The sequence below is a fragment of the Pseudomonas sp. BF-R-24 genome (assembly GCF_019947335.1).
Taxonomy (GTDB): Bacteria; Pseudomonadota; Gammaproteobacteria; order Pseudomonadales; family Pseudomonadaceae; genus Aquipseudomonas; species Aquipseudomonas jessenii.
Genome location: NZ_JAGYGG010000023.1, coordinates 1 through 26,635, shown reverse-complemented (window position 1 = coordinate 26,635; position 26,635 = coordinate 1). Strand labels below are relative to the sequence as shown.

At 60.1% G+C, this 26,635-nt stretch carries 29 protein-coding genes; 12 read left to right on the top strand and 17 right to left on the bottom strand.

From position 1 onward, the window contains the following. Positions 1 to 8: 8 nt before the first annotated feature. The 3 genes from KGA98_RS18565 to KGA98_RS18555 all read right to left on the bottom strand — a co-directional run bounded on the left by KGA98_RS18565 (position 9) and on the right by KGA98_RS18555 (position 1,896). On the bottom strand, positions 9 to 1,226 hold the full coding sequence (locus tag KGA98_RS18565; protein WP_159389681.1) for a cytochrome c biogenesis protein DipZ: 1,218 nt from the start codon (positions 1,224 to 1,226) through the stop codon (positions 9 to 11). Positions 1,227 to 1,371: 145 nt separating this feature from the next. After that, positions 1,372 to 1,584, bottom strand: a complete 213-nt coding sequence (locus KGA98_RS18560; RefSeq protein WP_159389680.1) for a hypothetical protein — start codon at positions 1,582 to 1,584, stop codon at positions 1,372 to 1,374. A 48-nt stretch (positions 1,585 to 1,632) separates the two neighbouring features. Then, the gene (locus KGA98_RS18555) at positions 1,633 to 1,896 is read right to left on the bottom strand and encodes a DUF2790 domain-containing protein (protein WP_057715446.1); all 264 of its coding nucleotides are present in this window, start codon (positions 1,894 to 1,896) and stop codon (positions 1,633 to 1,635) included. A gap of 306 nt (positions 1,897 to 2,202) precedes the next feature. Between KGA98_RS18555 and KGA98_RS18550 the strand changes: the two genes are divergently transcribed. Beyond that, on the top strand, positions 2,203 to 2,943 hold the full coding sequence (locus tag KGA98_RS18550) for a response regulator (RefSeq protein WP_008050458.1): 741 nt from the start codon (positions 2,203 to 2,205) through the stop codon (positions 2,941 to 2,943). Next, entirely contained in the window at positions 2,940 to 4,271 is a 1,332-nt protein-coding gene (locus tag KGA98_RS18545) for an ATP-binding protein (protein ID WP_150814953.1), read from the top strand. The genes KGA98_RS18550 and KGA98_RS18545 overlap by 4 nt, the downstream gene beginning before the upstream one ends. Positions 4,272 to 4,352: 81 nt before the next feature. On the opposite strand, the gene KGA98_RS18540 is transcribed toward KGA98_RS18545, so the two are convergent. Beyond that, positions 4,353 to 5,678, bottom strand: coding sequence for an OprD family porin (locus tag KGA98_RS18540; protein ID WP_223503078.1), 1,326 nt, complete (start codon positions 5,676 to 5,678; stop codon positions 4,353 to 4,355). A 329-nt stretch (positions 5,679 to 6,007) separates the two neighbouring features. Here KGA98_RS18540 and KGA98_RS18535 point away from each other — a divergent pair, with 329 nt between their 5' ends. Next, positions 6,008 to 6,628 carry a glutathione S-transferase family protein gene (locus KGA98_RS18535; RefSeq protein WP_223503076.1) on the top strand — a complete coding sequence of 207 codons (621 nt, stop codon included), beginning with the start codon at positions 6,008 to 6,010 and terminating at the stop codon, positions 6,626 to 6,628. A 69-nt stretch (positions 6,629 to 6,697) separates the two neighbouring features. Here the strand turns inward: KGA98_RS18535 and KGA98_RS18530 are convergent, their stop codons facing one another. After that, positions 6,698 to 8,104, bottom strand: a complete 1,407-nt coding sequence (locus KGA98_RS18530) for a purine-cytosine permease family protein (protein WP_223503074.1) — start codon at positions 8,102 to 8,104, stop codon at positions 6,698 to 6,700. A 323-nt stretch (positions 8,105 to 8,427) separates the two neighbouring features. Between KGA98_RS18530 and KGA98_RS18525 the strand changes: the two genes are divergently transcribed. From KGA98_RS18525 to KGA98_RS18505, 5 genes are all read left to right on the top strand, one after another. Continuing rightward, a complete protein-coding gene (locus KGA98_RS18525) occupies positions 8,428 to 8,913 on the top strand; it encodes a flavin reductase family protein (RefSeq protein WP_057715451.1) in 486 nt (161 codons plus the stop codon). Between the two features lie 232 nt (positions 8,914 to 9,145). Beyond that, positions 9,146 to 10,189, top strand: a complete 1,044-nt coding sequence (locus tag KGA98_RS18520) for an LLM class flavin-dependent oxidoreductase (protein ID WP_046043514.1) — start codon at positions 9,146 to 9,148, stop codon at positions 10,187 to 10,189. Between the two features lie 165 nt (positions 10,190 to 10,354). After that, positions 10,355 to 10,507 (top strand): hypothetical protein, encoded by a 153-nt coding sequence (locus KGA98_RS18515; RefSeq protein ID WP_223503072.1) that lies wholly within the window; start codon positions 10,355 to 10,357, stop codon positions 10,505 to 10,507. A gap of 90 nt (positions 10,508 to 10,597) precedes the next feature. Further along, positions 10,598 to 11,275, top strand: a complete 678-nt coding sequence (locus KGA98_RS18510; protein WP_223503070.1) for an isochorismatase family cysteine hydrolase — start codon at positions 10,598 to 10,600, stop codon at positions 11,273 to 11,275. Between the two features lie 5 nt (positions 11,276 to 11,280). Then, complete coding sequence (locus KGA98_RS18505) at positions 11,281 to 12,645, top strand: purine-cytosine permease family protein (RefSeq protein WP_150814959.1); 1,365 nt, start codon at positions 11,281 to 11,283, stop codon at positions 12,643 to 12,645. Positions 12,646 to 12,828: 183 nt separating this feature from the next. Here KGA98_RS18505 and KGA98_RS18500 read toward each other — a convergent pair whose 3' ends face one another. The 4 genes from KGA98_RS18500 to KGA98_RS18485 form a co-directional block, all read right to left on the bottom strand. Then, positions 12,829 to 14,175 carry a glutamine synthetase family protein gene (locus KGA98_RS18500; protein ID WP_218543900.1) on the bottom strand — a complete coding sequence of 449 codons (1,347 nt, stop codon included), beginning with the start codon at positions 14,173 to 14,175 and terminating at the stop codon, positions 12,829 to 12,831. Positions 14,176 to 14,195: 20 nt separating this feature from the next. Continuing rightward, positions 14,196 to 14,750, bottom strand: coding sequence for a helix-turn-helix domain-containing protein (locus KGA98_RS18495; RefSeq protein WP_008000492.1), 555 nt, complete (start codon positions 14,748 to 14,750; stop codon positions 14,196 to 14,198). A gap of 25 nt (positions 14,751 to 14,775) precedes the next feature. Continuing rightward, the gene (locus KGA98_RS18490; protein ID WP_150814961.1) at positions 14,776 to 16,065 is read right to left on the bottom strand and encodes an NAD(P)/FAD-dependent oxidoreductase; all 1,290 of its coding nucleotides are present in this window, start codon (positions 16,063 to 16,065) and stop codon (positions 14,776 to 14,778) included. A gap of 138 nt (positions 16,066 to 16,203) precedes the next feature. After that, positions 16,204 to 17,406 (bottom strand): NAD(P)/FAD-dependent oxidoreductase, encoded by a 1,203-nt coding sequence (locus KGA98_RS18485; protein ID WP_150814962.1) that lies wholly within the window; start codon positions 17,404 to 17,406, stop codon positions 16,204 to 16,206. A gap of 313 nt (positions 17,407 to 17,719) precedes the next feature. Between KGA98_RS18485 and KGA98_RS18480 the strand changes: the two genes are divergently transcribed. Next, positions 17,720 to 18,280 (top strand): RrF2 family transcriptional regulator, encoded by a 561-nt coding sequence (locus tag KGA98_RS18480; RefSeq protein ID WP_150814963.1) that lies wholly within the window; start codon positions 17,720 to 17,722, stop codon positions 18,278 to 18,280. Between the two features lie 93 nt (positions 18,281 to 18,373). Here KGA98_RS18480 and KGA98_RS18475 read toward each other — a convergent pair whose 3' ends face one another. Then, on the bottom strand, positions 18,374 to 18,709 hold the full coding sequence (locus KGA98_RS18475; protein WP_057715459.1) for a hypothetical protein: 336 nt from the start codon (positions 18,707 to 18,709) through the stop codon (positions 18,374 to 18,376). Between the two features lie 381 nt (positions 18,710 to 19,090). On the opposite strand from KGA98_RS18475, the gene KGA98_RS18470 reads away from it, so the two are divergent. Then, positions 19,091 to 19,330, top strand: a complete 240-nt coding sequence (locus KGA98_RS18470) for a hypothetical protein (protein ID WP_057715461.1) — start codon at positions 19,091 to 19,093, stop codon at positions 19,328 to 19,330. A 13-nt stretch (positions 19,331 to 19,343) separates the two neighbouring features. Then, positions 19,344 to 19,694, top strand: a complete 351-nt coding sequence (gene osmE, locus KGA98_RS18465; RefSeq protein ID WP_150814964.1) for an osmotically-inducible lipoprotein OsmE — start codon at positions 19,344 to 19,346, stop codon at positions 19,692 to 19,694. A gap of 129 nt (positions 19,695 to 19,823) precedes the next feature. Here osmE and KGA98_RS18460 read toward each other — a convergent pair whose 3' ends face one another. Then, positions 19,824 to 20,012: an SPOR domain-containing protein gene (locus KGA98_RS18460; RefSeq protein ID WP_150814965.1), complete on the bottom strand. Its 189-nt coding sequence runs from the start codon at positions 20,010 to 20,012 to the stop codon at positions 19,824 to 19,826. A gap of 217 nt (positions 20,013 to 20,229) precedes the next feature. Between KGA98_RS18460 and KGA98_RS18455 the strand changes: the two genes are divergently transcribed. Then, on the top strand, positions 20,230 to 20,592 hold the full coding sequence (locus KGA98_RS18455) for an NUDIX hydrolase (protein WP_150814966.1): 363 nt from the start codon (positions 20,230 to 20,232) through the stop codon (positions 20,590 to 20,592). 3 nt (positions 20,593 to 20,595) lie between these two features. Here the strand turns inward: KGA98_RS18455 and KGA98_RS18450 are convergent, their stop codons facing one another. The 6 genes from KGA98_RS18450 to KGA98_RS18425 all read right to left on the bottom strand — a co-directional run bounded on the left by KGA98_RS18450 (position 20,596) and on the right by KGA98_RS18425 (position 26,466). Then, a complete protein-coding gene (locus KGA98_RS18450; RefSeq protein WP_057715465.1) occupies positions 20,596 to 21,294 on the bottom strand; it encodes an alpha/beta hydrolase in 699 nt (232 codons plus the stop codon). Positions 21,295 to 21,336: 42 nt separating this feature from the next. Beyond that, positions 21,337 to 22,110, bottom strand: a complete 774-nt coding sequence (locus KGA98_RS18445; protein WP_090454739.1) for a 1,6-dihydroxycyclohexa-2,4-diene-1-carboxylate dehydrogenase — start codon at positions 22,108 to 22,110, stop codon at positions 21,337 to 21,339. 275 nt (positions 22,111 to 22,385) lie between these two features. Continuing rightward, positions 22,386 to 23,399 (bottom strand): benzoate 1,2-dioxygenase electron transfer component BenC, encoded by a 1,014-nt coding sequence (gene benC, locus KGA98_RS18440; protein ID WP_150814967.1) that lies wholly within the window; start codon positions 23,397 to 23,399, stop codon positions 22,386 to 22,388. Between the two features lie 10 nt (positions 23,400 to 23,409). Continuing rightward, positions 23,410 to 23,898 (bottom strand): benzoate 1,2-dioxygenase small subunit, encoded by a 489-nt coding sequence (benB, locus tag KGA98_RS18435; RefSeq protein ID WP_102672557.1) that lies wholly within the window; start codon positions 23,896 to 23,898, stop codon positions 23,410 to 23,412. After that, entirely contained in the window at positions 23,895 to 25,259 is a 1,365-nt protein-coding gene (gene benA, locus KGA98_RS18430; RefSeq protein WP_057715469.1) for a benzoate 1,2-dioxygenase large subunit, read from the bottom strand. The genes benB and benA overlap by 4 nt, the downstream gene beginning before the upstream one ends. 247 nt (positions 25,260 to 25,506) lie before the next feature. Continuing rightward, positions 25,507 to 26,466 (bottom strand): AraC family transcriptional regulator, encoded by a 960-nt coding sequence (locus KGA98_RS18425; protein WP_150814968.1) that lies wholly within the window; start codon positions 26,464 to 26,466, stop codon positions 25,507 to 25,509. Positions 26,467 to 26,635 lie beyond the last annotated feature (169 nt).

Sequence of the window (26,635 nt, the reverse complement as noted above, 5' to 3'; positions counted from 1 at the left end):
CCAGCAAGTTACGCCGCTGGCGTGCCGGCCTTGGCCTCCTCCAGCAACTGCTGAATCATTTTTTCCTGAGTGTCGTAACTACCTTCACCGAAGTGGGTGTAACGCACCTGCCCCTTGGCATCGATCAGGTAGTGCGCCGGCCAGTACTGGTTGTCGAAGTTGCGCCAGATCGCGTAGTTGTTGTCGATCGCCACCGGGTAGGTGATGCCGTATTCCTTCACCTTGGCCCTGACGTTGTCGATGATGCGCTCAAAGCCGTATTCAGGCGTGTGCACGCCGATCACCACCAGCCCGTCCTTTTCGTATTTCTTCGCCCATTCCTTTACGTACGGCAGGGTGTGCTTGCAGTTGATGCAGTCGAAGGTCCAGAAGTCCACCAGCACAACCTTGCCTTTCAGGGCCTCGTTGCTCAGTGCCGGCGAGTTGAGCCATTCCACCGCGCCGGACAGCGAGGGCATGGCGCCTTGGGCATCGCCCATGGTGCTGTCTGCCTTGACCTTGCTGACCAGGTAATCGACGACTTTCGGCACGGCTTCCAGCACGCCTTTCTCCACACTGTTGACACCTTCCGATGAGGTGTTGGCCAGCAACAGGTCATTGGCCCCCGTTGCAATCACTGCCGCACCGGCGAGCACCGCAACCCCGGCGCCACGGCGCAACCAGCCGGTGACCGGAATCGACGGTTTCAAGCGATTGACCAGGCCGCGCCCGGCAAAGATCAAGATGCCCAGGGACAGCGCACTGCCCGCGCCATAGGCCACCAGCAACAGACTGGTGCCGGCGTTCGCACCTTGCAGCATGGCGCTGGTGAGAATCACCCCGAGAATCGGCCCGGCGCAGGGTGCCCAGAGCAGCCCGGTGGCGACACCGATCATGATCGAAGCCAACGGCCCGGACATCTTGCGCGAGTCCGGGTCGATGCGATTGCCCAGCAGCACGAAGGGACGAGCCAGCCAGTCACCGACCCGGGCGGAGATCAGCGACAGGGCGAACAGCACCATCACCGCCAGCGCCACGTGGCGGCCGGTGTTGCTGGCCTGTATCACCCACTCGCTGCTGACCACGGCCAGGCTGGAGACCAAGGCAAAGGTCAGGACCATGCCGCCGAGGGTCAGCAGGATCGAGGAGCGTGTACGGTCGGCCCCGGCAAACAGGAATGGCACGACCGGCAGGATGCACGGGCTGAGGACGGTCAATATGCCGCCCAGGAAAGCGATGAGTAACATGGGATCACCTAATGCAAATTAGAGGGCAACACAGAACCCATGTGGGAGCGGGCTTGCTCGCGAATGCGTCGGGTCAGACGACACATCGTTGATTGAACAATCGCTTTCGCGAGCAAGCCCGCTCCCACAGTGGATCGGGGTGTTTTCAAGCGGTCTGCTCATCCAGCAACTGCCCTTGCGGCGTGCGGCTGGAGCCGTCTTGCGCCAGGAAGCCCTGGGTGCCCTTCTCTGCCACAGGCGTGAGCTGGAAGCAGGTGTTGCTGGCACAGGCGCTTTGCTCGACAGCGGCGTTGGCATGGGCCGCCGCACCGGCGACGGAAAAGACGATGGCGGTCAGGTAGCGGGTAACGTTGTTCATGATGTTCTTCCTGTTGCAAATGGATTTGGCGGGGGTTGATCGCGACACTCAGTTTTCCGAGTTGCAGTTGTCGGCGAATTTGCTGTAATCCAGCACCTGGGTTTTTGACTGGGAGTCGAGGTACGTCAGCCGCGCATTCACCACGCCACAGGAAGGCGTAGTGTCCTCGGTCAGCGACACCACTTTCCTGATATCCAGTTGGGTGCCATAGGTGTAGGTTCTGGGAGCAACATCGGCTTCGGCACGGGCCGACAAGGTGCAGATGTTCAGTGCGGCAAACAGGCAGGCTGCGTAGATGGCTTTGGTGTTCATGGCGGACTCCTCAAGGTTTCAACAGGTCAACTGTTCGTTGGGCCGAGGCGCTCTGGTTTGCCTCGATGGAACCTATTAAAAGCCTGCGAGGTATCTCGTCTGTGTCGGAAATCGGCGTGAATCAATCGCTGCGTATCAGAACGGCGCCTGGATACACAGTCATACAAAACCGCTGGAAATCGGCTTTTTTGCCTTCGTGTGTATCCGCAGGCAAGCCAGATACACTGCAATACAAAGGGCGGCAGGCGAGCCCGCCCAGGGTCGATAGACTGTGTGGCATTCCCCATTCACCAGAGGTTTGGCCCAATGGATCACGTTGATCACATCCTCATCGTTGACGATGACCGCGAAATCCGCGAACTGGTTGGCAACTACCTGAAGAAGAACGGCCTGCGCACCACGGTCGTGGCGGATGGACGGCAAATGCGCGCCTTTCTGGAAACCACCCCGGTGGACCTGATCGTGCTGGACATCATGATGCCGGGTGACGATGGCCTGCTGCTCTGCCGCGAACTGCGCGCCGGCAAGCACAAGGCCACGCCAGTGCTGATGCTCACCGCCCGCAACGATGAAACCGATCGCATCCTCGGCCTGGAAATGGGTGCCGACGACTATCTGGTCAAGCCATTCGCTGCCCGTGAACTGCTGGCGCGGATCAACGCGGTGCTGCGGCGCACGCGCATGCTGCCACCGAACCTGGTGGTGACCGAAGCCAGCCGCCTGTTGGCCTTTGGGCGCTGGCGCCTGGACACCTCGGCCCGTCACCTGCTCGATGAAGACGGCACCATGGTGGCCCTGAGCGGTGCTGAATATCGTTTGCTGCGGGTGTTTCTCGACCATCCACAACGGGTGCTCAACCGCGATCAATTGCTCAATCTGACCCAGGGCCGCGACGCCGACCTGTTCGACCGCTCCATCGATCTTTTGGTCAGTCGTCTGCGCCAGCGCTTGCTCGACGACGCTCGCGAACCGGCCTACATCAAGACCGTGCGCAGCGAAGGCTATGTGTTTTCCCTGCCGGTGGAAATCCTGGGCGATCAATCATGACCCTGGCGCTGCATTGGCCGCGAACCCTGGCCTCGCGGCTGTCGCTGATATTCCTGATCGGCCTGATCCTCGCCCAGGCGCTGTCCTTCGGCGCGCAGTACTACGAACGCTACGAGTCCTCGAAAAACACCATGCTCGGCAACCTGGAAACCGACGTTTCCACGTCCGTTGCCATCCTCGACCGCTTGCCCGCCGATGAGCGAGCCGCCTGGCTCAAACAACTGGAGCGGCGCAATTACAGTTACATGCTCAATGAGGGGTCGCCGGGCACGCCCATCCGCACCGACATGCCCGATGCGCCCATTGCCATTGCCTCGATCAAAGACGCCATCGGCCACGATTACCCGATGACCTTTACCGACATCCCCGGGCCGAAAAAACATTTCCAGGTGCACTTGAACCTGGCCGATGGCAGCCCGCTGACCATCGACGTCCGCCCGGCGATGGTGCCGTTGTCGCCCTGGCTGCCCATCGTGTTGCTCGGGCAACTGGCGCTGATGCTGGCCTGCTCCTGGCTGGCGGTCAGAATCGCCATCCGCCCCCTCACCCGCCTCGCCGGTGCGGTCGAAACCCTGGACCCCAACGCCCATCCCGTACTCCTGGACGAAAAAGGCCCGACCGAAGTCGCCCACGCCGCCAAGGCCTTCAACGCGATGCAGGCACGCATCGCGGCGTACCTGAAGGAACGCATGCAATTGCTCGCGGCAATCTCCCACGATCTGCAAACCCCGATCACCCGCATGAAACTGCGCGCCGAGTTCATGGACGACTCCAGCGAAAAAGACAAACTGTGGAACGACCTGGGCGAAATGGAACACCTGGTGCGCGAAGGCGTGGCCTACGCCCGCAGCATCCACGGCGCTACCGAAGAAAGTCGCCGCACTGATCTCGACTCGTTTCTCGACAGCCTGGTGTTCGACTATCAGGACGTGGGCAAGGATGTTCAGCTCAGCGGCAAGAGTGCCGCCGTCATCGACACCCGCCCCCACGCCTTGCGCCGGGTGCTGGTCAACCTGACGGACAACGCATTGAAGTTTGCCGGTGCCGCCGAGTTGCGGGTGCAAAAGCAGGCCGATGGCAATCTCTCGATCAAGATCCTCGACCGTGGTCCGGGGATCGCCGAGGAAGAACTCAAGCAAGTGATGGAACCGTTCTACCGCGTTGAGAATTCCCGCAACCGCAGCACCGGCGGCACCGGGCTGGGGCTGGCGATCGCCCAGCAACTGGCGGTCGCGATTGGAGGCTCCTTGACCTTGAGCAATCGTGAAGGGGGCGGGTTGTGTGCGGAGTTGCGATTGCCGGGGCAGAAGGGTTTGGCTCAGGGGTGAGAATGCCGGACCAACCGTAGAAAGTGGTCGGCTGTCAGGCCGCCTTCGCGGGCAAGCCCGCACACAGGGGGTGCGCCGTGATTACAACAACGACAAGGTGTAATTGATGATGAACCGGTTCTGATCCACGTTGCGCCCGGCATCGGTATTGGACCTGGCGTTACGCAGTGTGAACCCCACCCCCTTGAACGTACCCGATTGCAACACGTAGTCCAGGGTCATGTCGCGCTCCCACTCGGACTGGTCACTGGCGTTTTGCGCCTTGATGTCCGTGCCCTTCAGATACACGATCGAGGCTTTCAGGCCCGGCACGCCCAAGGGCGCGAAGTCGTAGGTGTATTGGCCGAAATTCGTCTGCTCGCCGGCCCGGGCAAAGTTCTGGATCATCTTGTCGGTGGGCAGGTAGACACTGCCGCCGCCCGCCCCCTTGTCCACCAGGCTGCCCTGGTTGGGCTGGACGAAGTTGCTGCCATCGCCCACACGTTGATGCCCCACCGACACTGCGTGACCACCGTGGCTGTAGGTGACCATCGCGGCCCAGGTGCTGTTGTCGATTTCACCATCGTTGTCGTCGGTGTAGCCCGATACCCGATAGCCTTGCGCGCGGCCGGAGGCAGAGCTGTTGGCACCGCTCGATGTGGTACGGAAGTAACGCAGGTCGGTGGTGAGCGAGCTGGCGCTGTCGATGAACAGGATGTGCGTCAGGCCGAGGAAGTTCTGGTTGTAGAAGTCTTCCAGCTGCGCGAAGTAATACTGGGTCTTCAGGTTCCTGGCGAGGTTGTAGTCACCGCCGGCGTAGTAGAACTTGTTACTGTCCTGCGTGCTGCCGGCGACCGACAAGCCTGTGCGGTCCGTCGAGGCGCGCCCTACCGCGTGCTCCAGCACACCGCCGGTCAACGTCAGGCCATCGATATCGCTCGAGGTGACCTGCGCGCCGGTAAACGATTGCGGCAACACACGGGCATCGTTCGCCAGAAGGATCGGCAATTTCGGCAGCAAGGTGCCGTAGCGAAATTCAGTCTTGGCCAGGCGCATTTTCGCCGTAGGGCCGAAGCTGCTCCAGGCATCGGCCGCGCCATCGCCGTCAGAGGGAATCATGCCGCTACCGACGTGGCGCCCCGCTCCGCTGTCCAGCGTGATGCCGAGCAACGCCTGGGCATCGAGCCCGAACCCCACCGCGCCCTGCGTAAACCCGGACTCATAGCGCAACACGAAACCCTGGGCCGCCTCTTCGGTTTTCGAGGGGGCAGCGCTGCCATCGCGATTGTCGCTGTTGAAGTACAGGGTGCGCATCGACAGGTTGGCCTTGCTGTCTTCCAGAAAACCATGGCCTGCGGTATCGGCAGCCTGTGCGCACACCGAACTGGTGACCAGCAGGACTGCGGTGGGAATCGCTCGTTTGAACATAGGGGGCTCCTGGGTGTTTCTTATCGTTATTTGAAGGTTTCACCGCCAGACAGGACCCGATTACCGCCCACGCAACAGCGCTCGATGAGTGACATGAGTCATCGGACGTTCGAGGTGAGGGTTGACTGACTGGCTTGTGAAACTCTTAAAACACTTCGAGAGGCTATTATCAAACGCGGTGAAAGTAGTTTTCGTACAGGGATAAGCCTTGTCGCACAGGGGTATGGACGATCAGTGTTTTTGAATATCGGTGCGGCGGATTTTCATCATACTGACTTCATCGGCAGCGATCGGTGGCTGCTGGTATGTCACTACAAGAGCAATGACCCATGAACGATCAAATCGAACTTTACGGCGCGAACACCGGCAACAGCCTGAGGGCCGCGATTGCCCTGGAAGAGTCGGGCATCGCCTATACGGCACGCAGGCTCGACCTGTATGCACAGGAACACCGTGGCCCGGCCTTCCTGGCGCTTAACCCGGCCGGGAAAGTGCCGACCCTGATCGATCACGGGACAACTCCGGTGCTGGTCATCAACCAGTCCAACGCCATCATCCAGTACGCCGATTCCATTGCGCCCGGAAGGCTGGCACCGGCGCAGCCAGGACCTGATCGCACCCGGGTGATCGACCGCTATTTCTTTTTCGTGACCGATGTCATCGCCCCCAGCCATGCCGCATTTTTTCTGCACCAGGCGGGGCAGGCCAAGGCGGCGGCGATCATCGATCTGCGCGTGATTGAACAGCTCACCTACTCGGAAAGTTTTCTGACGGACGACTTCATGGCCGGAGCGCAGTTCTCCATGGCCGACATTTCGGCCTTCACCATTGCCACGGCGTTCCGTGATCGGCTGGACTGGAAGCAACTGCCTCAGCTATCACGCTGGTTCGACACAGTCGAAACCAGGCCGGCGGTTCAACGCGGTATGAATGTGTTCAAGCATTCCTGAGCGTTCGCCGAAAACAAAAATGCCCCCATGTCGCCGGGCATTTTCTGACGAACACGAAACGACTTTGCCTCAGTCGGTGTAGCCGAACTTCGCCGAACGGCTTTCCTGCGCCTGGCTTCGCGTAGCGAGGCAGTAATACAACGGGCACGTCACCACCAGCCCCACCAGCCACGACAGGTCCGCGCCCTCCACCAGATTGGCATACGGTCCGACGTACAGTGAAGTATTGGCGAATGGCAGTTGCACGATGATGCCGATGAAGTAGGCAATGATCGCATGCAGGTTGAAGCGACCGTAGATGCCGCCGTAAGCCCGGAAGATCGAGGCGATGTCATAGCGACGACGCTTGATCAGGTAAAAGTCGATCAGGTTGATCGAGGCCCACGGCACCAGCACCAGCAACAGCGCCAGAATCAGGCCGATGAACTGCGAAATGAAATTCGCCGAGGCTCCCAGCGCCACCACGCAGCAACCCGCCAGCACGATGCCCGACAACACCACGCGCACCTTGATGCTGGGCGTCCATTGGCTGGCGAAGGTCTGGATCGAGGTGATGATCGACAGCACTGCGCCATACAGATTCAAGGCGTTGTGGCTGATGATGTTGAGCAGGAACAACACCATCAGGATCGGCCCCAGCCAACCGGTGGACCGCTTGACCGCCGCCATCGCCTCGGTGCCTTCCGGGGTTGCCAGTACCGCCACGGCGCCGAAGGTGAACGACAGGATCGTGCCCAGGGTCGCCCCCAGATACGTGGCCCAGAATGGCTTGGCGATCCCAATATCCGCAGGCAGGTAACGCGAGTAGTCCGACACATACGGCGAGAAGCTGATCTGCCAGATGATGCCCAGCGACACCGTGGCCAGCCAGCCGGACAGGTTGAACCCGCCGCGAGTGAAGAAGTCCGCCGGCAGATCATGGGCGAAGATATAGAGGAAACCGGCGAGCAAGGCACTGCCCATCACCCAGGTGCCGATGCGGTTCAGGGTATGGATGAAGCGATAACCGATCACCCCGATGGCCGTGGCGCTGAGGGCGCCGATGAGAATGCTGGCCGGCACCGGAACCGACGGTGCAATGCCGACAATCGATTTGCCGGCCAGCACGATGTTGGAAATGAAGAAACCGATGTAGATCAATGCCGCGAAGAACACGATCAACAGCGCGCCATAGCGGCCGAACTGACCACGGCTCTGCACCATCTGCGGGATGCCCATACACGGTCCCTGGGCCGACGCCAGCGCAATCACTACACCGCCGACCATGTGCCCGAGGGCAATCGCCAGCAACCCCCAGAACAGGTTGAGGTGGAACACCTGGACCACCATGGCGCCGGTGACGATGGGCAGTGGCGCGATGTTGGTGCTGAACCACAGGGTGAAGAGATCGCGGGCCTTCCCGTGGCGCTCTGCGAGTGGAACGTAGTCGACCGTGTGGTTCTCGATCAACGGGTCTTGCCGGGACATCTGGGACATGTGCATGAACTCGAGTTTGTCTGTTCTTATCTTTGTATGAAGCCAAACCGGGGGGACTCTCTGGCCGCCCCTCAGATGCGGACCATATTATGGTATTCCAAACTTTAAACAAGACTGATCCGGTCTTTGAACAAGCATCTGAGCCGGCATCCTGCCCGATCCACGCCAGCGTTTGCTAGCTTAAAGCCCAGCAATCATTGGGTTTCAGACGAAAGCCTTACGTTTATCGGTTCACCTAAAAAGACCTTGCAATCGATGTATTACGGTATACCATCAGACCTATAAACACATAAAAACGCGTCACACCACCCGAGGACCGTCCAATGATCGATGCCGCCATCTACAAACAAGTCATGGGTTCGTTCCCGTCCGGAGTGACCGTGATCACCACCCTGGATGACGACGGGCAAATCGTCGGCCTGACCGCCAGCGCCTTCAGTTCGTTGTCGATGGACCCGGCTCTGGTGCTGTTCTGCCCCAACTACAGCTCCGACTCCTACCCGGTGCTGATCAAGAACAAACGTTTTGCCATCCACGTGCTTTCCGGCGGCCAGCAAAGCGAAGCCTATGCCTTCGCGCGCAAAGGCAAGGACAAGGCCCAGGGGATCGAGTGGACGCTCAGCGAGCTGGGCAACCCGATTCTGGCCAATGCCACGGCGGTCATCGAATGTGAGCTGTGGCGCGAATATGAAGGCGGTGACCACGCCATCATGGTCGGCGCGGTGAAAAACCTGATCGTGCCCCGCCAGAGCAGCGGGCCACTGGTGTATTGCCACGGCAAGATGGGCGCCCTGCCCGTTCTGGCCTGATTCCTCTGATATCACCGCATCCCCCTGTGGGAGCGGGCTTGCTCGCGAAAGCGAATTGCCAGGCGGCATATGCGTTGACTGACACTCCGTCTTCGCGAGCAAGCCCGCTCCCACACGGGGTTAGCGTTAGCCGCGAAGAGAAGTCATTTGCGAAAAACATGTATTATGGTATACCAATAATCAACAGGCCCGCGATCGACAGGCCGACAACAATAGATCCGAGGTAAGCGTCATGAAGTTTTCCCTGTTCGTACACATGGAACGTTGGGACGAAAGCGTCAGCCACCGCCAGTTGTTCGAAGACCTGACCGAACTGACGCTGATGGCCGAGGCCGGTGGTTTCAGCACCGTGTGGATCGGTGAACACCACTCCATGGAATACACCATCTCGCCAAGCCCGATGCCGCTGCTGGCTTACCTGGCGGGCAAGACCACCACCATTCACCTGGGCGCCGGTACCATCATCGCGCCGTTCTGGCATCCGCTGCGGGTGGCCGGTGAATGCGCGTTGCTCGATGTGATCAGCAACGGACGCATGGAAGTCGGCCTGGCCCGTGGCGCCTACCAGATCGAGTTCGACCGCATGGCCGGCGGCATGCCGGCCTCCTCCGGCGGCCAGGCGTTGCGGGAAATGGTTCCGGTGGTGCGGGCATTGTGGAACGGTGACTACGCCCATGACGGCGACATCTGGAAATTCCCGACCTCCACCAGCGTACCCAAGCCGATCCAGCAGCCGAACCCGCCGATGTGGATCGCCGCCCGCGACCCGGACTCGCACAACTTCGCCGTGGCCAACGGTTGCAACGTCATGGTCACGCCGTTGATGAAAGGCGACGAGGAAGTCCTCGACCTGAAGAACAAATTCCAGGCCGCGCTCGACAACAACCCCGGCGTGCCGCGACCGCAACTGATGGTACTGCGTCACACCCACGTGCACACCGCCGACGATCCTCAAGGCTGGGAAGTCGGGGCCAAGGCAATCTCCAGGTTCTATCGCACCTTCGATGCCTGGTTCGGCAACAAGACCACCCCGGTCAACGGCTTCCTCGCACCGAGCCCGGAAGAGAAATTCGCCGGTCGCCCTGAGTTCGAACTGGAAAGCCTGCACAAGACCGCCATGATCGGTACCCCGGAAGAAATCATTCCGCGCATCAAGTACTACCAGGAACTGGGGGTCGACGAATTCAGCTTCTGGTGCGATAACAGCCTGCCCCACGCGGAAAAGAAAAAATCCCTGGAGCTGTTCATCAAGCACGTGGTGCCAGCGTTCCGCTGATTGCGCCGCCCTGCATCCCGGATGCGAAGCCGGGGGGGGCAACACACCTCAACTGTGGGAGCGAGCTTGCTCGCGATGGACGCCAACGATAACGCGGGCCATCTGAATGACCGCGTTGTCCAGAGTTTTTCGCGAGCGAGCTCGCTCCTACGAGGGTCGATTTCCATGGTCACTGGTCGCCTCCGATCTCTCGCCCTTCCCTCCGGCGCCGCGCGGGCTTACCTGCGCGGTGAATGGACCGCTTCGCACCTGCATTTCAAGCGCCTGCGCGCCAGCGTTTCGGCCAAGCAGAACGGTTTCTGGCAAATAGTTCACTGAGCCCACCCGAACAGCCAATCACGCACCCCGCGTCTCGCCATTGCATGGCGCGTACGGTGCATCGTGTTTCGTCTTGATCAGGTTTGCCCAATGAACAATAACAACGCGCTGTTGATCATCGACATGCAGCAGGAGGACGGCTTCGTCCTGGAAAACTTCGACACGGTGGCTACCAATACCGCCACCCTGCTCGATACCGCCCGCCATCAGCGGATGCCTGTCATCTATACCCGCCACATCAATCAGGCCGACGGCAGTGACCTGCCCCACGGCGAACCTTTGGCCGCCGACGGTGGCCCCGGCAGTTACCGCGCCGGCACCCGCCAAGTGGAAATCATCGAGTCGCTGACGCCGCAGCCCGGTGAATTGATCATCGACAAGGGCCGTTACAGTGCCTTCCACCGCACCGACCTCGATGCCCGACTCAAGGCAATGGAGGTCGACACGCTGATCGTCTGCGGCGTGTTGACCGACGTCTGCGTGCTGACCAGCGTGTTCGATGCCTTCGCCCTGGGTTATCGCGTGCGCCTGGTCAGCGATGCTTGCACCACGACCACCGAGGCCGGGCATTACTCGGCCCTGCTGATCATGGCCAACTGGGTCTACGCGCTGGAAATCCTCACCACGACCGAGTGCCAGCGCGCCCTGCAACAGCTCGATCACATCAGCCTGATCCCCGAGCAGCCGGACCTGTTTGCCCACCAACCCCATGAGCTGCAAAGCACCATCGCCCGTCTGCAATCCCACCTCGTCCGGACTCAGGAGTGATCGCCATGCAAGTCGAAAAAAGAAGCATCGATTTCATCCCCGAAACCGAACGTCACGGCAAGCCGGGCTCGCTGTTCTACATCTGGTTCGGCGCCAACATGAACATCACCACCATTGCATCCGGCGTGTTGCCGGTGGTGATGGGACTCAACCTGTTCTGGAGTGCGCTGGCGATCATCATCGGCTCGTTGCTGGGGGCGATTTTCATGGCCTCCCACTCGGCCCAGGGACCGAAGCTGGGCATTCCGCAAATGATCCAGAGCCGGGCGCAATTCGGCGTGTTGGGGGCGGTGTTGCCGCTGCTGTTCGTGATGCTGATCTACCTGGGTTTCTTTGTCAGCAACACCTTGCTCGCGGCCCAGGCGCTGGAGTCCGTCAGCCCACTGCCGATGTCCGGCAATATCTACCTGATCGGCGCGTTGTGCTTCGTCGTCGCGCTCTATGGCTATCGATTGATTCACCGCTTGCAGAAGCTGCTGTCGATTCTGTCGCTGGTGGTGTTCGTGGCCGCCACGGTGCTCGCCTTGCAGTTGCCGATCCCGGCCGAACAATGGCTGCCAACAGGCTTCTCGCTGTCGAAGTTCCTGGTGGCGGTGAGCATTGCCGTGACCTGGCAACTGTCCTATGCACCTTATGTCGCCGACTATTCGCGCTACCTGCCGAGCAGCACGCCCGCCGCCCAGGTGTTCTGGTACAGCTACGCCGGCACGGTCAGCGGCGGCGCGTGGATGATGATTCTCGGGGCAATCCTGAGCGTCGGCATCGGCGACTTTTCCAGCAACGTCGGCGGGCATGTCGCCGGCCTGTTCGGCGCTGGCGCGGTGCTGCTGTTTGCCTTCATCGTCTACGGCCAGGTGTCGATCAACGTGTTCAACCTGTACGGCGCGTTCATGTCGACCATCACCGTGATCGAACCTTTCGCCCGGCTCAAGGTGACCCCGCGGGTACGCTGTGTGTTCATGCTGCTGATCAGCCTGGTGGCCACGGCCCTGTGCACCATCAGTCAGGACGACTTCATCAGCTTCTTCCTCAACTTCATCTTCTTCATGAGCTACTTCCTGATCCCATGGACGGCGATCAATCTGGTGGACTACTACTGCCTGCGCAAAGGCCAGTACCGGATTGACGACATCTTCGACCTGAACGGGATCTACGGGCGGGTCAACCGGATTGCCTGCGGCAGTTTCCTGCTGGCGATTGCCCTGGAAATTCCGTTCATGAACACCACGCTGTATGTCGGCCCTGTGGCCACTGCGCTGGACGGGGTGGACCTGGCGTGGATCGTCGGGTTGCTGGTGCCGGCGCTGAGTTATTACTGGCTGATGAAGCTCGGCAAGCGAGCGCCGATGATGGAGTCAGCGGCCGACTAAATTTCAGGCAAAAAAAATCCCAGGCAGCTGATGGACGCCTGGGATTTAAAAATGCATAAACCGTGGTGGTGAACGCGGCGCGGATATTACGGAATATTTCGGCCTGTAACAAGATATTTTTATTCACCATCCAGTTACTAAACGCTCTAACCCATTAAATATCCACATATTTTTTAAGGGTGACTACAGGAACCAGCGATACTCCCGCGCGCTGATGTCATGCAGAAATGCCAGATGATCCTGACGCTTGTTTTCGCAGTAGACGTCCACGAACTCCGCCCCCAAGCCTTCGCGCAGCACTGCATGATTTTGCATGGACTGCACCGCTTCGAGCATTTCCAATGGAAAATCGATGCCACTGCCGCGGTCTTCGTTGAGCGGTGCAATCGGCTCGCGCTCCCCTTCCAGGCCTTGCTCCAACCCCACCAGAATCGCCGCCAACGCCAGATAAGGGTTGGCATCGGCGCCGGCCAGACGATGTTCAATGCGCAGGTTCTTGATGTCCGACTCCGGAATACGCAAGCAGGCATCGCGATCCTCGAAGCCCCAACTGGCGCGGGACGCGACGTTCACCGTGGCGCTCAGGCGGCGCATGGCATTGTGGTTCGGGGCAAAAATCGGCATGCAGTGCGGCAACACATCCAGACAACCGGCCACCGCATGGCGCAGCGCCCGCTGGCCGTTCGCCGCCAGCAGGTTGTTGCCGGCCTGGTCATACAGGCTGACATGCACGTGCATGCCGCTGCCGGGGTGTTGCAAGTAAGGTTTGGCCATGAAGCTGGCGCGCAGGTTGTGCTTGAGCGCCACGCCCCGGGTGCTGCGGCAGAACAGGGCCGCCCAGTCGGCGGCGCGCAGGCCGTCATCGCAATGGCCGAAGTTGATTTCGAACTGGCCCGGGCCGAGTTCGGCGGTGATCACCGTGGCATCGACGCCTTGGGCTCGTGCCGTCTCGACCATTTCATCGAGCACCGGGGCGAAGCGCGACAAGCGCTCGATGTGCATGTTCGGCTGATCGTCGGCATCGCCGGTCAACTCATCACGGGGAAATTGCGGCAAGCCGTCCTTCAAGCGGCTGTCGAACAGGTAAAACTCCAGCTCGAAGGCCACCACCGGGAAAATGCCTTTGCGGTGCAGACGGTCCAGCACCCGCGCCAGCACTTCACGGGGTTCGAACTCGATGGGTTTTTCGGTGCCGTCGGAGGTGATCAGCATCTGGCCCAAGGGCTGCTTTTCCCAGCTCACCAGTTTCAGCGTGCCGGGCACCAAACGGCGCAGCGCGTCCGGATCACCATCGTTGAAGCAGTAATCGCCGATCTTGAACAGCCCACCCTGGGTGCCGAGCAGCACGCAGTTCTGCGGCAGCTTCAATGCACTGCCGGCAGCGACTTTTTCCAGCATCTCGATCGGGTAGCGCTTGCCGTAGAAATGCCCCGGAATGTCCAGGGAGATCAGGTCGACGTAGCGCACTTCGGGGTTGCAGTGGCGGAAGTTGCGAACCTCGGCCAGCAGTTCAGAGCACACAGCATCCATCGTTTTGTTCCTTGTTGTTATCAGGTGTAAACCCAAAGCACGCGGGTCAGTTGGTCGGACAGGTTGCCGTAGCGGCAGTGCGCATGGCTGGCCAGTTGAAAGCTGTCGCCGGGATGCAGGGTCACCGGTTCGTTGTCGTCGAGCCACAGGGTCAGTTCCCCTTCCAGGACATAACCGCCCTGCTCGGAGCTGTCCTTCATGTGCCGGTCACCGCTGCTGGCACCGGGTTCGAGCTGGCTTTCGAGCATCGAGAACGACGCGCGCATTTTCGGCGAAACGAGGATGTCGGTGATGCCGTCGGCGTAGTACAGCGTGCGGCGCTCGTCCGGGCGGGTAACCCAGGACAAGGCCATGGGTTTGGGCAGGCTGTAGAAATAGGTGGTCGGCACCCCAAGGGTTTCGCTGATGGCGGTCAGGTCCGCCACCGTCGGGCGCGACAGACCGCGCTCGACCTGGGACAGAAAACCCACGGAGCGGCCGATTTTGTCCGCCAGTTCCTTCAGGGTGTACTTCTTGTGTTTGCGCAGGTCCTGGATCAGGATCGCCAGCGCCGAGATTTCTTCTTGCATGTCCATCTAGAGGCTTCCAGAAATTGTCGCTTCAAATGCTGTCGCGCAGTCGATACCAGGCCTTGCCGATGGCTTCCAGCGGCGCGGCCAGGTATTTGCCGCCGGGAAAACTGCCGTTGTTCAGGCCCTGGTACAGGGACAGCTCGTCGGGCTGACCGAGTACCGCGTCGGACACCGCCCTCGCCGCAGCCAGTGTCGGCAGCACGCCATGCCCGGAATACCCCTGCATCCAGTACAGATCGCCACGGCGGCCGATATCCGGTGTGCGCTTGAGGGTCAGGTCGATGTGGCCACCCCAGGCAAACTCCAGATCGACGCCGGTGAGTTGCGGGAACACGCGCTCCAGGAACGGCCGGGTCGCGGCGGCGATGTCCTTGGGCATGCCGCCCAGGTAAGTGCAACCGCCGCCGAACAGCAGGCGGTTATCCGGGGTGCGGCGAAAATAATCGAGCACGAACTGGTTGTCGGTCACGCACACGTTGCTCGGCAGTAGCGCGGTGGCTTGCTCCTTGGTGAGTGGCGCGGTCGCGACCTGATAGGTCCCGACCGGCAACACGCAACTCGCCAGTTGCGGGTCGAGTCGATCGAGGTAAGCGTTGCATGCCAGCACCAGTACATCGGCGCGAATACGACCACGTTCGGTGGTCACCACAAACCCGTCGCCCTCCTCGCCATAGCTCAGCGCCTTGCTTTGCTCGTGGATGCGGCCACCGGCCCGCTCGATTGCATCCGCAAGACCCAAGGCCAGTTTCAGCGGATTCAGATGCCCGCCCTCGGGATCGAACAGGCCGGCCTGATAACGCTCACTGGCAACCCACTGCGGCAAATCGCTGCGCTCGATAAATTGCAGTTTGTCGTGGCCCCACTTGTGGCTGGCCTCGTGTTGCCACTCGGTCAGCAGGCCTACCCGACGGGGCATCACCGAGGTCCAGAGATGACCGGCGCGATAGTCGCAATCGAACTCATGGCGGCCGGGCAAGTCACGCAGCTCGCGCGCGGCCCAGCGCATGCCGTCCCACAAGCGCCGCGCCCGTTCGTAACCCAGCGCCGCTTCCAGCGGTGGCATGTCGCACGACCAGCCGAGAATCGCCTGACCGCCATTACGCCCGGACGCGGCCCAGGCCACCCGGCTGGCTTCGAGCAAGGTCACGCGCTTGCCGGCCAGCGCCAGACGCAAAGCCGTGTGCAATCCACTGAATCCGGCCCCGATGATCAGCACTTCGGTGTCTTGTTCACCTTCCAGTGCAGCTCGATTGACCAGACGATCGGCGCAGGTATGGGCGTAGTAACTGGCGACATGTTGCGTGGATTGCTGAAACATACGGCCTCGTGAAATTTTATATTTTTAATTTCATGAAAAAATACACGGTAAATTTCACACAAGCAATCAACGCGTAAAAAATCCCGCTCAGGCGAACCCGAGCGGGATGTTTTTATTCAGACGTGACGTTCGAATCAATCAGGCCACGGGAATCATCGGATCCGCCGAAGCCAGCGCCGAGGCGCGATCAGCCGCCGGTGGGTAGATCCACTGGGTGTTGATCTGAGTCTTCAATGCCTTGGCTTCGTGCTTGACCAACTTGACCTGACGATCCCAACCCTCGGTGTACACCGCGCCCCAAGCGCCCAGATCGAGGCAGGTCACGTATTTCGGTTGGCTGTACGGCGTCGGGTCGACACCGAGAAGCTGCGCGGCGACATTGTTGCCGGCATGGCGGCCCAGCGAAATAGCATGCTGACAGGTCATCAAGGCGTAGTTGCCGATCTCGTCACTGGCCGCATAGGCGACGTCGCCGGTAGCGAAGATGTCGTTCTGGCCAATGACTTTCAGGTGCGCGTCGACATGCAGACGGCCCAGGTGATCACGTTCGGCGGGAATCTGCTCGGTCAGGGAGCTGGCGCGAACGCCGGTGGTCCAGACCACGGTTTTTGCATCGATGCGCGCCCCGTCGGACAGGGTGACACCGTCGGCATCGACCGACACAACCGAAGCTTTCAAGTGCCATTGCACGCCGGTCGCCACGCTGGCTTCGACGATCGATTCGGCGATTTCCTCACCCATCGAGCCGCCCACTTTATCGCCGCGGTCCACGATGATCACATTGATGTCGGCACGGTCGCCGAAGATGGCCCGCAGGCGAGTCGGCATTTCAGTCGCCGTTTCGATCCCGGTGAAACCGCCACCGGCCACCACCACCGTGTTGCGCGCCTTGCTTTCGGGCTGGCTGGCCAGCGCCTTGAGATGGTTTTCCAGGCGAACGGCCTGCTCGATCTGATCGACGTCGAAGGCATGTTCGGCCACGCCCGGAGTGCTCGACGAAGCCAGACGACTGCCGGTAGCCAGAACAAGTTTGTCGTAGCTGCAGACTTGTCGGGTCCCTGCGGCATCGACATAGCCGACCTGCTTTTGCTCGACGTTGATGGTCTGCGCCGCGCCCTTGATGAACTTGACCCCTACAGCATCAAACAGATCGCCAATCGGCGCGGCCAGTTGATGGGCATTCGGTTCGTAGAAGCGCGGACGCACGCGGAGTTCGGCCTGAGGCGCCAGCACGGTCACTTCAACATCGTTGTGGCCGTGAATGTCGAACAGGCGCGTGGCACTCAATGCGGTCCACATGCCACCGAAACCTGCGCCGATCACCAGAATGTGCTGTTTCATTTTTTGACTCCTGGGGGGAATGACCAAGTGTTGAAAATCGTTGAGCGGTTTAAGGACCGACGCGGGCTTGTACCCAGATAAGCGCCTGCCACTGCGACCGAGCAACTACGACTGTATTAATCCTAGTTAGATCCTGCAACAGGTTTTTATCGAGGGCTGCCACCGAAAAACGCGACCCATGACCTGAGCCCCGTGTAATCAGCGCATCACAGGAGTGTTTTGCTGTCATGAAAAAAGATTCAACGAGAAGGGATTCGTTGCCTTGCTTGCTTTCGGCTGTTAGAATTTGCGACTAATTCAGTCGGAGATTTGCATGTCTCTTTACAGCGCGGGTGTCGAATACGGCATCCACTGCCTGCTTTTTCTGGTGGGTAATGGCGGCGACTCGCGCGAAGCGAGCGTGCGCGACCTTGCCGATCTGCAAGGCGTCCCTCAGGACTATCTGGCGAAAATCTTCACCAAGCTGGCCAAGGCCAAACTGGTGGTCGCCACCGAAGGCGTGCGCGGTGGCTTCAAGCTGGCCCGGCCCGCTGACGAAATCACCTTGCTGGATATCGTCAATGCCATCGACGGCCGCAAGTCGATTTTCGATTGTCGGGAGATCCGTGGTCGTTGCGCCGTGTTTGACGGCGCCCCGCCTGAGTGGGCACTGGAGGGTCTGTGCGCGATCAATGGCGCGATGATGGTTGCGCAAAAACGCATGGAAGAGGCCCTCGCGCAACAAACCATCCTCGACATCGCCAGGAAATTCGGGCGCAAGGCCCCGCCAGAGTTCGGCGTCAAAGTGGAAAGCTGGATGAACGAGCGCCGGGAACGCAAAAGTGCCACCCAGGCCAGTGAGCAAATCATCCCGACGACCAACCTTTCAGACTGATCCACACAAAAAAAACCGGATGCGCACCAGACATCCGGTTTTTTCTGGATTCAGGCGAACATCGGTCGCTGACCGATTTTCGGTCTCCCGCGCTTACAAACAGTCGCGCACGATTTTGCGCAGGTCGCCGGACTTGGCCCAAGGTGGCCCCTGATACAGCGAAACCCGGCTGCCTTCCTTGTACTTCACGATATCCAGCACTTCGTCGGCCGTGATCACGCTGGGCGCGGTGATGCGGAATCCGTTGGATATCGAAACCTGGGTCGTATTCGATACTTCCTTTTGCCAGGCAGGCAACACGCACGCCGCATACTCTTTTGGCGTCTTCTCGCTGTGCTTGCTGACATTCGGCTCACCCGGTACCAACGAAGCCGGCAACGAGCACCCGCCCAGCAATGCCAACACGACTCCCCCCATCAACATCCGCATGCTGTTTCCTTTAATTTGAAATAAGAAAATGTAGCTCGCCGTCGTCCCTACAGCCATCCCCAACGATTCAGCGACTGTCATTGATATCGCTTGGCCCGGTTAGTTCCTTGAATTCAGATAATCCATCCATCTTTCGCAGGCGTCATGGTTGGTCGCCGCCTCCAGGTCAGCGATCAATTCCTGGGCCATGGCCCTGAAATCATCGGTTGTGGTCATTTCACGTCGCCCCCGCAGGAACAATCGGCATTTGAGTAGGACAGCTTATTTTTTCGTTCGCTGTAGTTTTCCCGACCAAAGGAAACCCCGCTAACTCAGACGAACACAACATACGGCGCGGTAAACAGGTCTAAAATTTTGGTGTGCAAAGTTCAGGAGGTCATCATGTGGCTTAACAAATCGGAACAGGAACTTCGGCGCGATCTGCAAGGGCTTGCGTCAGATTTGCGCTGGTCGGCCGTCGAGCTGTTGCGCATCGAGCAGCAATTGCGCCTGCTCGGGAGCGAAGTCGACGCGCAAGCCGTTCAAAGACTGTGTTCTTTATTTCAGGGCGATGAAGAAAAGCTGTCCGGCTACGCCGAGGAAGTGAAGGCCAAGGTCATTAGCCGCAACAAGGCTCAATAGCGGGAGCGCTGCCATGAACAGACCTCTATTCACGCTGGTCGTCGTACTGACCGCGTTGGCAGGCTGCAGCACCAACTCGATCTACAAGGATCAACCGCTGGTCGCGAAAGTCGACACCGGCATGACCCAGGAGCAAGTCCGGCAAATCGGCGGCCAGCCGCTGGCGGTCAGCAATCGTAGCGTCGAACCCGGTACGTGCTTTGACTACAAACTGACTCATGCCGACCATCAGCAGCCGTACAACGTCAGTTTCGACGGCCGCGGCATGGTCGACCACAAGAGCTTCATGACCTGCGCGGAGTGGAGCCACACGCAGCAAAAGGCCAGGGAACCCTCCCGCCCCAGCGGAGGCGGCGGCTACTAGCGCCCTTGAGGATTTTGCAGGCTGTAGGAGCGAGCTTGCTCGCGATGGACTCAAGCGCGGCGGGTTTAGCCAGGAAACACGCGTTATCGTTAGCGACCATCGCGAGCAAGCTCGCTCCTACAGGGGGGGTCATTTTCCCGCAGGCCTGCCAGCACGTGCCCTGTAGCCGGGCAGCGATGCGGCAAATGCCAGCGCTTCTTCCCGACTGGCAAACGAGCCAAGCCGGTCACCCTGGGTACATACCCGCCAGGGGCCGTTGTTCACGCTGAGTACGTCATAACCATTCATGTGCATCTTGTTCAACATAGGAACGCTCATAGTCACCTCCTCTCGGGCAGTGATCTCAGGTTGACTTGCCTACCTTACACCCACCCTTGTCCAAAATACCGACCAGACGTCGCCATGGAAATTCCCGAAATCGATTGCACTTTTCCTCGCATTGCCCCCTCGAATTACTCGTAAAGTGCTCAATCGACCCTGGCCCGAATGCTGCATTTCAATGCCTGTTCCATCTCAACAGGCCATTAGGTAATCAATGAAAGTACGCGCAACGATCATCTGCGAGCAGGACAGGCATGTACTGCTGGTACGCAAACGAGGAGGACGCTGGACGCTGCCCGGCGGCAAGCTCGAACGGGGTGAAAGCGCAGCCGATGCCGCCGTTCGCGAGCTGCTGGAGGAAACCGGCCTGCGGGTCGACGAGTTGATATACGTGCTGGAACTGGAGTCGGGCGGCACCCGACACCACGTATTCGAGGTGTCGGTGCTGAATCTGGAGCAATTGCGACCGCTCAACGAAATCACCGATTGCATCTGGCACCCGCTTGATGCGCTACACAACCTGAACATCAGCGACGCCATGCGCAGTATTGTCAGCACCTTTGTGCGCCGCTTGTAGGCCCTAGCCTTTGGCCAACGCCGTCGCAGCCCTGTCGATCAAGGCCGCCACTTCGGCGGGCATCGACGCCAATGACGCGTGGCTGGCATTCAAGGTCAGGATCTCCCGGGCGTTGAGTCGCGCGGCCATCCATTGCTGGTTCTGTGGCGCGATCATCCGGTCTGCGGTCGAAATCTGATACCACGATGGCTTTTTCTTCCAGGCCACCGTGCCAATGGTGTCACCGAAGGTACTCGCCAGCGGCGCTTTCTGGGTGATACCCATGACCAACCCTTCGGTCGCCGGCAGGTCCTGACAGAAGCTTTCGTGGTAGAGCTCAGGCTTGACCCACAGGTATCCGTCGCTGTCGGGAGCCAGGTTGGCCGCCGCCGCTGGCAGATGCCTTTGCGTGATGCCACCGGGGCTTTCACCGGCGTCCGGTGCGAATGCGGCGATGTACACCAGGCCCACCACATTCGGCAAATCACCCGCTTCGGTGATCACCGCGCCGCCATAGGAATGCCCCACCAGCAGCACCGGACCGGGCACCTGGGCGACCATCTTGCGCGTACGCTCGGCATCATCGGCCAGCGAAGTCAGCGGCAACTCGACGGCACGAATGCGTGTGTCACCCCGGCTGACCAATTTAACGATGACCTTGTTCCAGTGGGCAGCACCGCCCCAAAAACCATGGACCAGCACGATCGTGGGTTTATCACTCATCACCATGACTCCGTTTGCCGATGGGGTTGTCTGTCGTTCGCCTCAGCCCTGATCGCCTCCGCCCACGGGCATGACCATGCCGGTGATATAGGACGCGTCGTCGCTGGCCAGAAACAGAATAGCCCCCGCCTGCTCATCCAGGGTGCCGTAGCGTTTCATCAAACTGCTGTCGAGGGTCTGGTCGACGATCTGCTGGTACCAGAGTTTTTCCTGCTCACTCTGCTCGGCACCATTGCGGGGTATGCGTCGCGGCGGTGCTTCGGTGCCACCAGGCGCCGTGGCATTGACTCGCACGCCGCGACCGGCGGTTTCGAACGCCAGACAAGCGGTCAAGGCATTGACCCCACCCTTTGCCGCACCGTAGGGCACGCGGTTGAGGCTGCGGGTAGCGATGGAGGAAACGTTGACGATCGCACCGCTGCCCTGCTGCAACATGAACGGCAGCGCGGCATGGCAACACCACAAGGTCGGGAACAGCGAACGGCGAACCTCGGCCTCGATCTGTGACGCTTCATAGTGCTCGAACGGCTTGGCCCAGATCGTCCCGCCGACGTTATTGACCAGCACATCGAGGCGACTGAAGCGCTCGACGGCGGTTTGCATCACCCGACTGCATTCCTCATATTGCTCAAGGTCGGCGGTCAGGGCCAGTACCTGGGTGGTTGGCGCCAACTGTTGCTGGACTTCGAACACCAGGTCGGAGCGATCCACCAGGATCAGCTTCGCCCCTTCGGCGGCCATACGCTCGGCCACCCGCCGCCCGATACCTTGGGCTGCGCCGGTGATCAGCGCGACTTTTTCGTGAAATCTGTTCATGTGTACCTCATGAAGAAGGTTGCCGTTCGACTGTGGGAGCGAGCTTGCTCGCGAAAGCGGTGTCACGGGCAACATCGATGTTGAATGTTCCTGCCTCTTCGCGAGCAAGCCCGCTCCCACATGAGTCCTGTGTCGCGCACGGCATTTGTGTACGACTGCTACCAACTGTGGGAGCGGGCTTGCTCGCGAAAGCGGTCTCACGGGCAATATCAATGCTGGATGTTCCGGCCTCTTCGCGAGCAGGCTCGCTCCCACATTGGGTATTTGTGCGTGACTCAAGCCGCGCTGGCAGCAAATTTTTCGTAGTAGAAATTCGCGGGCTTGATGCCTTGCTCGCCAATGTACCGGCTGACGGCCTCGACCATCGGCGGCGGGCCGCACAGGTAGACGTCGACGTCGCCATCGTTCAAATGCCTGGGCTCGATGTGCTGGGTCACATAGCCCTTGAGCGGGTGTTGGCTCTCGGGGCTGGCGACGCAGGCGCTGAAGGTGAAGTTGGGGATGCGCGCGGCAAAGGCTTCGAGGCGGTCGAGTTCCACCAGGTCGAAATCGTGGGTCACGCCGTAGATCAGATGCAGCGGGTGATCGCTGCCCTGCTCGGCGATCTTCTCCAGCATCGCGGTGAACGGCGCCAGCCCGGTGCCACCGGCCAGCAGCAACAACGGCCGACGGATGTCGCGCAGGTAGAAGCTGCCCAAAGGACCGGCCAGGCTCATGCAGTCGCCGGCCTTGGCCATGCCGGTGAGGAAGCTGCTCATCAGGCCACCCGGCACGTTGCGGATCAGGAAACTGACCTCACCGTCGCGCTGTAACGAGCTGAACGAATAGGCACGGGTCTGCTCGCTGCCGGGAATCCCCAGGTTCACGTATTGCCCCGGCAGGAACGCCAGTTTGCTCAGGGATTCGCCCTTGATCGACAGCGCGATGGTGCTGTCGGACAGTTGACGCACGGCACTGATGGTCGCGTCGTAGCTGGCCTGACGGGTGCGGCAAACCTGCGAGGACGTCGGTACGCGCACCACGCAATCGCTCTGGGCACGCATCTGGCAGGTCAGGACAAAGCCTTGCTCGGCCTCGTCAGGGCTGAGGGCGTCTTCGATGTACTCCTCGCCCAGATCGTAGGTGCCGGCTTCGGCAAAACACTTGCAGGTACCGCAAGCACCGTCGCGGCAGTCCAGCGGGATGTTGATGCCCTGGCGGTACGCGGCATCGGCCACGGTTTCGCCAACGTTGGCGTCGATGAACCGGGTGACGCCGTCTTCAAAATTGAACGCAATGGAATGGGTCATGACGGCAGTCTCACAAGTGGTAGACATCGATGACCTGGCGAACGTAATCGTTCTTCAGAATCACTTTCTTGGCCAGGATCAGCGGGTTTTCACCGCGCACGTCGAGGGTGTAGAAACTGCTGCCGAAATAGCTGTCGACCGTCTTGTAGCGAAAACTCAGGGTGTGCCAGTTGAAGCGCACCTTGCACAGTCCGTCGGCCTGTTCGAGCAGCTCGATGTTGCTGATGTTGTGGGAGGTGCGGGTGTCCGGCACGCTGGCGCTGGAGCGCTCGGTCTTGATGCGGAAGACGCGGTCTTCAAGGCCCGTGCGGTTGCCGTACCAGATCAGCGAGATTTCCCGCTGCGGGTCTTCGGTCAATTCGTCGTTATCGTCCCAGGACGGCATCCAGAATGTCGCGTCGGGGGCGTACAGCTCCAGCCACTCGTCCCACTGACGATCATCGAGGTAGCGCGCCTCGCGGTAGAGGAAATCGCGCACGGCATCGTAAGAAATGGTCATTGCACGTCCTCCACGGCGATCAGCTTCGACTGTTCGGCAGCCAATGCCTTGAGCATGGTCTGCTGCCAGTACTTGTGTTGCAGCACGAACAGGCCTTCGTCCTCGGTGCGCACGCCGCTGAGCAGCGGATGCAGGTCGATTTCTTTTGCAGCCTCGTCAGCACCTTCGATCCAGTGTTCGGCGCCACGGGACATGTCGTTCCAGGTGGTGACGCTGCCCTGGTAGCTGGTCTGACAGGAGCGGAACTCTTCCAGATCGTCGGGCGTGGCCATGCCGCTGACGTTGAAGAAATCCTCGTACTGGCGAATCCGGCTGGAACGGGCGTGGTCGCTCTCGCCTTTGGGGGCGATGCAGTAGATGGTGATTTCCGTGCGGTTGACCGAGATCGGCCGGGCAATGCGGATCTGCGAGCTGAACTGGTCCATCAGGTACACGTTCGGGTACAGGCACAGGTTGCGCGAGTTCTCGATCATCCAGTCGGCGCGGGCCTTGCCGAAGTCTTGCGCCAGCTCATCGCGGCGCTCGTACAGTGGACGGTCCTCGGGATTGGCCCAACGGGTCCAGAGCAGCATGTGGCCCTTGTCGAAGGAATAGAAACCACCGCCCTGCTTGGCCCAGCTGCCGGCGCTCATGGTCGGGTTGGTGTCGCCGGCTTCGCGCTGCTTGCGCTGGTTCTGGGTGGCCGCGTAGTTCCAGTGCACGGAGCTGACGTGGTAGCCATCGGCGCCGTTCTCGGCGGTGAGTTTCCAGTTGCCTTCGTAGATGTAGCTGGAGGAGCCACGCAGCACCTCCAGGCCATCGGCGGACTGGTCGACGATCATGTCGATGATCTTCGCCGACTCGCCCAGGTGTTCGACCAGTGGCAGCACATCGGCTTTCAGGCTGCCGAACAGGAAGCCGCGATAGGACTCGAACCGCGCAACCTTGGTCAGGTCGTGGGAACCTTCGCAGTTGAAGCTCGACGGGTAGCCGGCGTTGGCCGGGTCCTTGACCTTGAGCAGCTTGCCGGAGTTGTTGAAGGTCCAGCCGTGGAACGGGCAGGTGTAGGAGCTCTTGTTGCCGGACTTGTGCCGGCACAGGGTCGCGCCGCGATGGCTGCAGGCGTTGATAAAGGCATTGAGCACACCGTCCTTGTTGCGCGCGATGAAGATCGACTGGCGCCCCATGGTGGTGGTGTAGAAATCGTTGATGTTGGGGATCTGGCTTTCGTGGGCCAGATACAGCCAGTTGCCTTCGAAGATGTGTTCCATCTCCAGATCGAACAACCGGGGGTCGGTGAACATCTCGCGCTTGCAGCGATAGAGGCCTTGCTCGGGATCGTCTTCAAGCAGGGAATGCAAATATTCGGGTCGCAGGGTCATGGCCGCCGCCTCCATTGTTATTGTTCAGGCAGGGGTCATGCTAGGACGGGGGGTCAGGCTGGAATATCCGCGCAGTGCAGACCTTTATCCGTTTTGTGCAGTGAGTCAGCGTTGTGTCAGGCAACATAAATGCTGGATGTACCGCCCCCATCGCGAGCAAGCTCGCTCCCACAGGGGTAACGCGATCCAATGTGGGAGCGAGCTTGCTCGCGATGGGGCCAGACCAGACAACATCAAACTTGAAGGTTCAATGCCGACGCTTGAGGGTATCGGACGGCAATTCACCGAACTGCTTGCGGTAGCTGTCGGAGAACCGGCCCAGGTGCAGGAAGCCGTAATCCATTGCCACTTCGGTGACGTTGCGCACGTTGCAGGTTGGATCGCTGAGGCAGGCGTTGATGCGTTCCAGGCGTTTCTGGCGTAGATAGTTTTTCGGCGTAAGGCCGGCATTTCGCTCGAACAATCCGTACAACGAGCGCAGGCTCATGTGGGCCTGGCGCGCCAGCTCTTCGCTGTCGATGTCCCGCTTGAGGTTATTGGCGATGTAGTCGGCAATCGCCTCGAACGTGGCCGTCTGCGAGCCCAGTTCGAGGCGGCTGACGTTGGTTTTCATCAAGCTGAGCATCTTGCTGACGATGATCTGCGTGTAATGCTCCTGGACCCTGGGAATTTGCTCGGTGGATTCGGCCTCCTGGCAGATCATCGCCAACAGGTTGACGAAGCCTTCCAGTTCATCGAGCTGATAACGGTTTTCCAGAAACCGCACGCCCTGCCCCGGATAGCGCCAGCGCTGCTCATCGCAGACCGATTCAAACAAGCGGGTCGGGACTTTGAGGATGAATTTTTCGCAATCGGCGGAGTACGTCAGGTCCACCGGATCGTCAGGATTGATCAGCAGCAATTCGCCGGGAGCGAAGTAATGCTCCTGGCCGTGGCCACGCCACAGGCAATTGCCGCGCAGCAGCACTTGCAGGTGATAGATGCTGTCCAGCGCACCGGACGTCACCCGCACACTGGCACCGTAGCTGATGCGGCACAGGTCGAGGCTGGCGAACTTGCGATGGTCGAGACTGGCCAGCGGGCTGCCGGCACGGGGCATGAGAATGCAGTGATTACCGACGTGCTGATTGACGTAGCCCGACACCGCATAGGGGTCGGCATGGTCGAACACTCTGCTGCGCTGACTCAACAGTTGAGCTTGCATCATCGGGTCACTCTCGTTGTTGTTATAGGTTGCGTTGGGGCATTCTAAGGCAGTATTTGCAGTAGCGTATCAGTGGACTGACCTGTGGGCATTCTCAATGAAACCTGTAGGAGCGAGCCTGCTCGCGATGGACTTGAGGACGCCGCGGGGAATCAGGCACCCGGCGTTATCG

Excerpts from the sequence above, each read along its gene's own strand:
- KGA98_RS18520 (WP_046043514.1), top strand. The coding sequence starts at position 9,146 with ATGAAGTTTTCCCTGTTCGTACACATGGAACGTTGGGACGAAAGCGTC.
- KGA98_RS18515 (WP_223503072.1), top strand. The coding sequence starts at position 10,355 with ATGGTCACTGGTCGCCTCCGATCTCTCGCCCTTCCCTCCGGCGCCGCG.
- KGA98_RS18535 (WP_223503076.1), top strand. The coding sequence starts at position 6,008 with ATGAACGATCAAATCGAACTTTACGGCGCGAACACCGGCAACAGCCTG.
- benA (WP_057715469.1), bottom strand. The coding sequence starts at position 25,259 with ATGACCCTGCGACCCGAATATTTGCATTCCCTGCTTGAAGACGATCCC.
- KGA98_RS18490 (WP_150814961.1), bottom strand. The coding sequence starts at position 16,065 with ATGTTTCAGCAATCCACGCAACATGTCGCCAGTTACTACGCCCATACC.
- KGA98_RS18510 (WP_223503070.1), top strand. The coding sequence starts at position 10,598 with ATGAACAATAACAACGCGCTGTTGATCATCGACATGCAGCAGGAGGAC.
- KGA98_RS18550 (WP_008050458.1), top strand. The coding sequence starts at position 2,203 with ATGGATCACGTTGATCACATCCTCATCGTTGACGATGACCGCGAAATC.
- KGA98_RS18425 (WP_150814968.1), bottom strand. The coding sequence starts at position 26,466 with ATGATGCAAGCTCAACTGTTGAGTCAGCGCAGCAGAGTGTTCGACCAT.
- KGA98_RS18560 (WP_159389680.1), bottom strand. The coding sequence starts at position 1,584 with ATGAACAACGTTACCCGCTACCTGACCGCCATCGTCTTTTCCGTCGCC.
- osmE (WP_150814964.1), top strand. The coding sequence starts at position 19,344 with ATGAACAGACCTCTATTCACGCTGGTCGTCGTACTGACCGCGTTGGCA.
- KGA98_RS18455 (WP_150814966.1), top strand. The coding sequence starts at position 20,230 with ATGAAAGTACGCGCAACGATCATCTGCGAGCAGGACAGGCATGTACTG.
- KGA98_RS18450 (WP_057715465.1), bottom strand. The coding sequence starts at position 21,294 with ATGAGTGATAAACCCACGATCGTGCTGGTCCATGGTTTTTGGGGCGGT.
- KGA98_RS18565 (WP_159389681.1), bottom strand. The coding sequence starts at position 1,226 with ATGTTACTCATCGCTTTCCTGGGCGGCATATTGACCGTCCTCAGCCCG.
- KGA98_RS18545 (WP_150814953.1), top strand. The coding sequence starts at position 2,940 with ATGACCCTGGCGCTGCATTGGCCGCGAACCCTGGCCTCGCGGCTGTCG.
- KGA98_RS18555 (WP_057715446.1), bottom strand. The coding sequence starts at position 1,896 with ATGAACACCAAAGCCATCTACGCAGCCTGCCTGTTTGCCGCACTGAAC.
- KGA98_RS18475 (WP_057715459.1), bottom strand. The coding sequence starts at position 18,709 with ATGCGGATGTTGATGGGGGGAGTCGTGTTGGCATTGCTGGGCGGGTGC.
- KGA98_RS18445 (WP_090454739.1), bottom strand. The coding sequence starts at position 22,110 with ATGAACAGATTTCACGAAAAAGTCGCGCTGATCACCGGCGCAGCCCAA.
- KGA98_RS18525 (WP_057715451.1), top strand. The coding sequence starts at position 8,428 with ATGATCGATGCCGCCATCTACAAACAAGTCATGGGTTCGTTCCCGTCC.
- benC (WP_150814967.1), bottom strand. The coding sequence starts at position 23,399 with ATGACCCATTCCATTGCGTTCAATTTTGAAGACGGCGTCACCCGGTTC.
- KGA98_RS18500 (WP_218543900.1), bottom strand. The coding sequence starts at position 14,175 with ATGGATGCTGTGTGCTCTGAACTGCTGGCCGAGGTTCGCAACTTCCGC.
- benB (WP_102672557.1), bottom strand. The coding sequence starts at position 23,898 with ATGACCATTTCTTACGATGCCGTGCGCGATTTCCTCTACCGCGAGGCG.
- KGA98_RS18495 (WP_008000492.1), bottom strand. The coding sequence starts at position 14,750 with ATGGACATGCAAGAAGAAATCTCGGCGCTGGCGATCCTGATCCAGGAC.
- KGA98_RS18505 (WP_150814959.1), top strand. The coding sequence starts at position 11,281 with ATGCAAGTCGAAAAAAGAAGCATCGATTTCATCCCCGAAACCGAACGT.
- KGA98_RS18470 (WP_057715461.1), top strand. The coding sequence starts at position 19,091 with ATGTGGCTTAACAAATCGGAACAGGAACTTCGGCGCGATCTGCAAGGG.
- KGA98_RS18460 (WP_150814965.1), bottom strand. The coding sequence starts at position 20,012 with ATGAGCGTTCCTATGTTGAACAAGATGCACATGAATGGTTATGACGTA.
- KGA98_RS18480 (WP_150814963.1), top strand. The coding sequence starts at position 17,720 with ATGTCTCTTTACAGCGCGGGTGTCGAATACGGCATCCACTGCCTGCTT.
- KGA98_RS18530 (WP_223503074.1), bottom strand. The coding sequence starts at position 8,104 with ATGTCCCAGATGTCCCGGCAAGACCCGTTGATCGAGAACCACACGGTC.
- KGA98_RS18540 (WP_223503078.1), bottom strand. The coding sequence starts at position 5,678 with ATGTTCAAACGAGCGATTCCCACCGCAGTCCTGCTGGTCACCAGTTCG.
- KGA98_RS18485 (WP_150814962.1), bottom strand. The coding sequence starts at position 17,406 with ATGAAACAGCACATTCTGGTGATCGGCGCAGGTTTCGGTGGCATGTGG.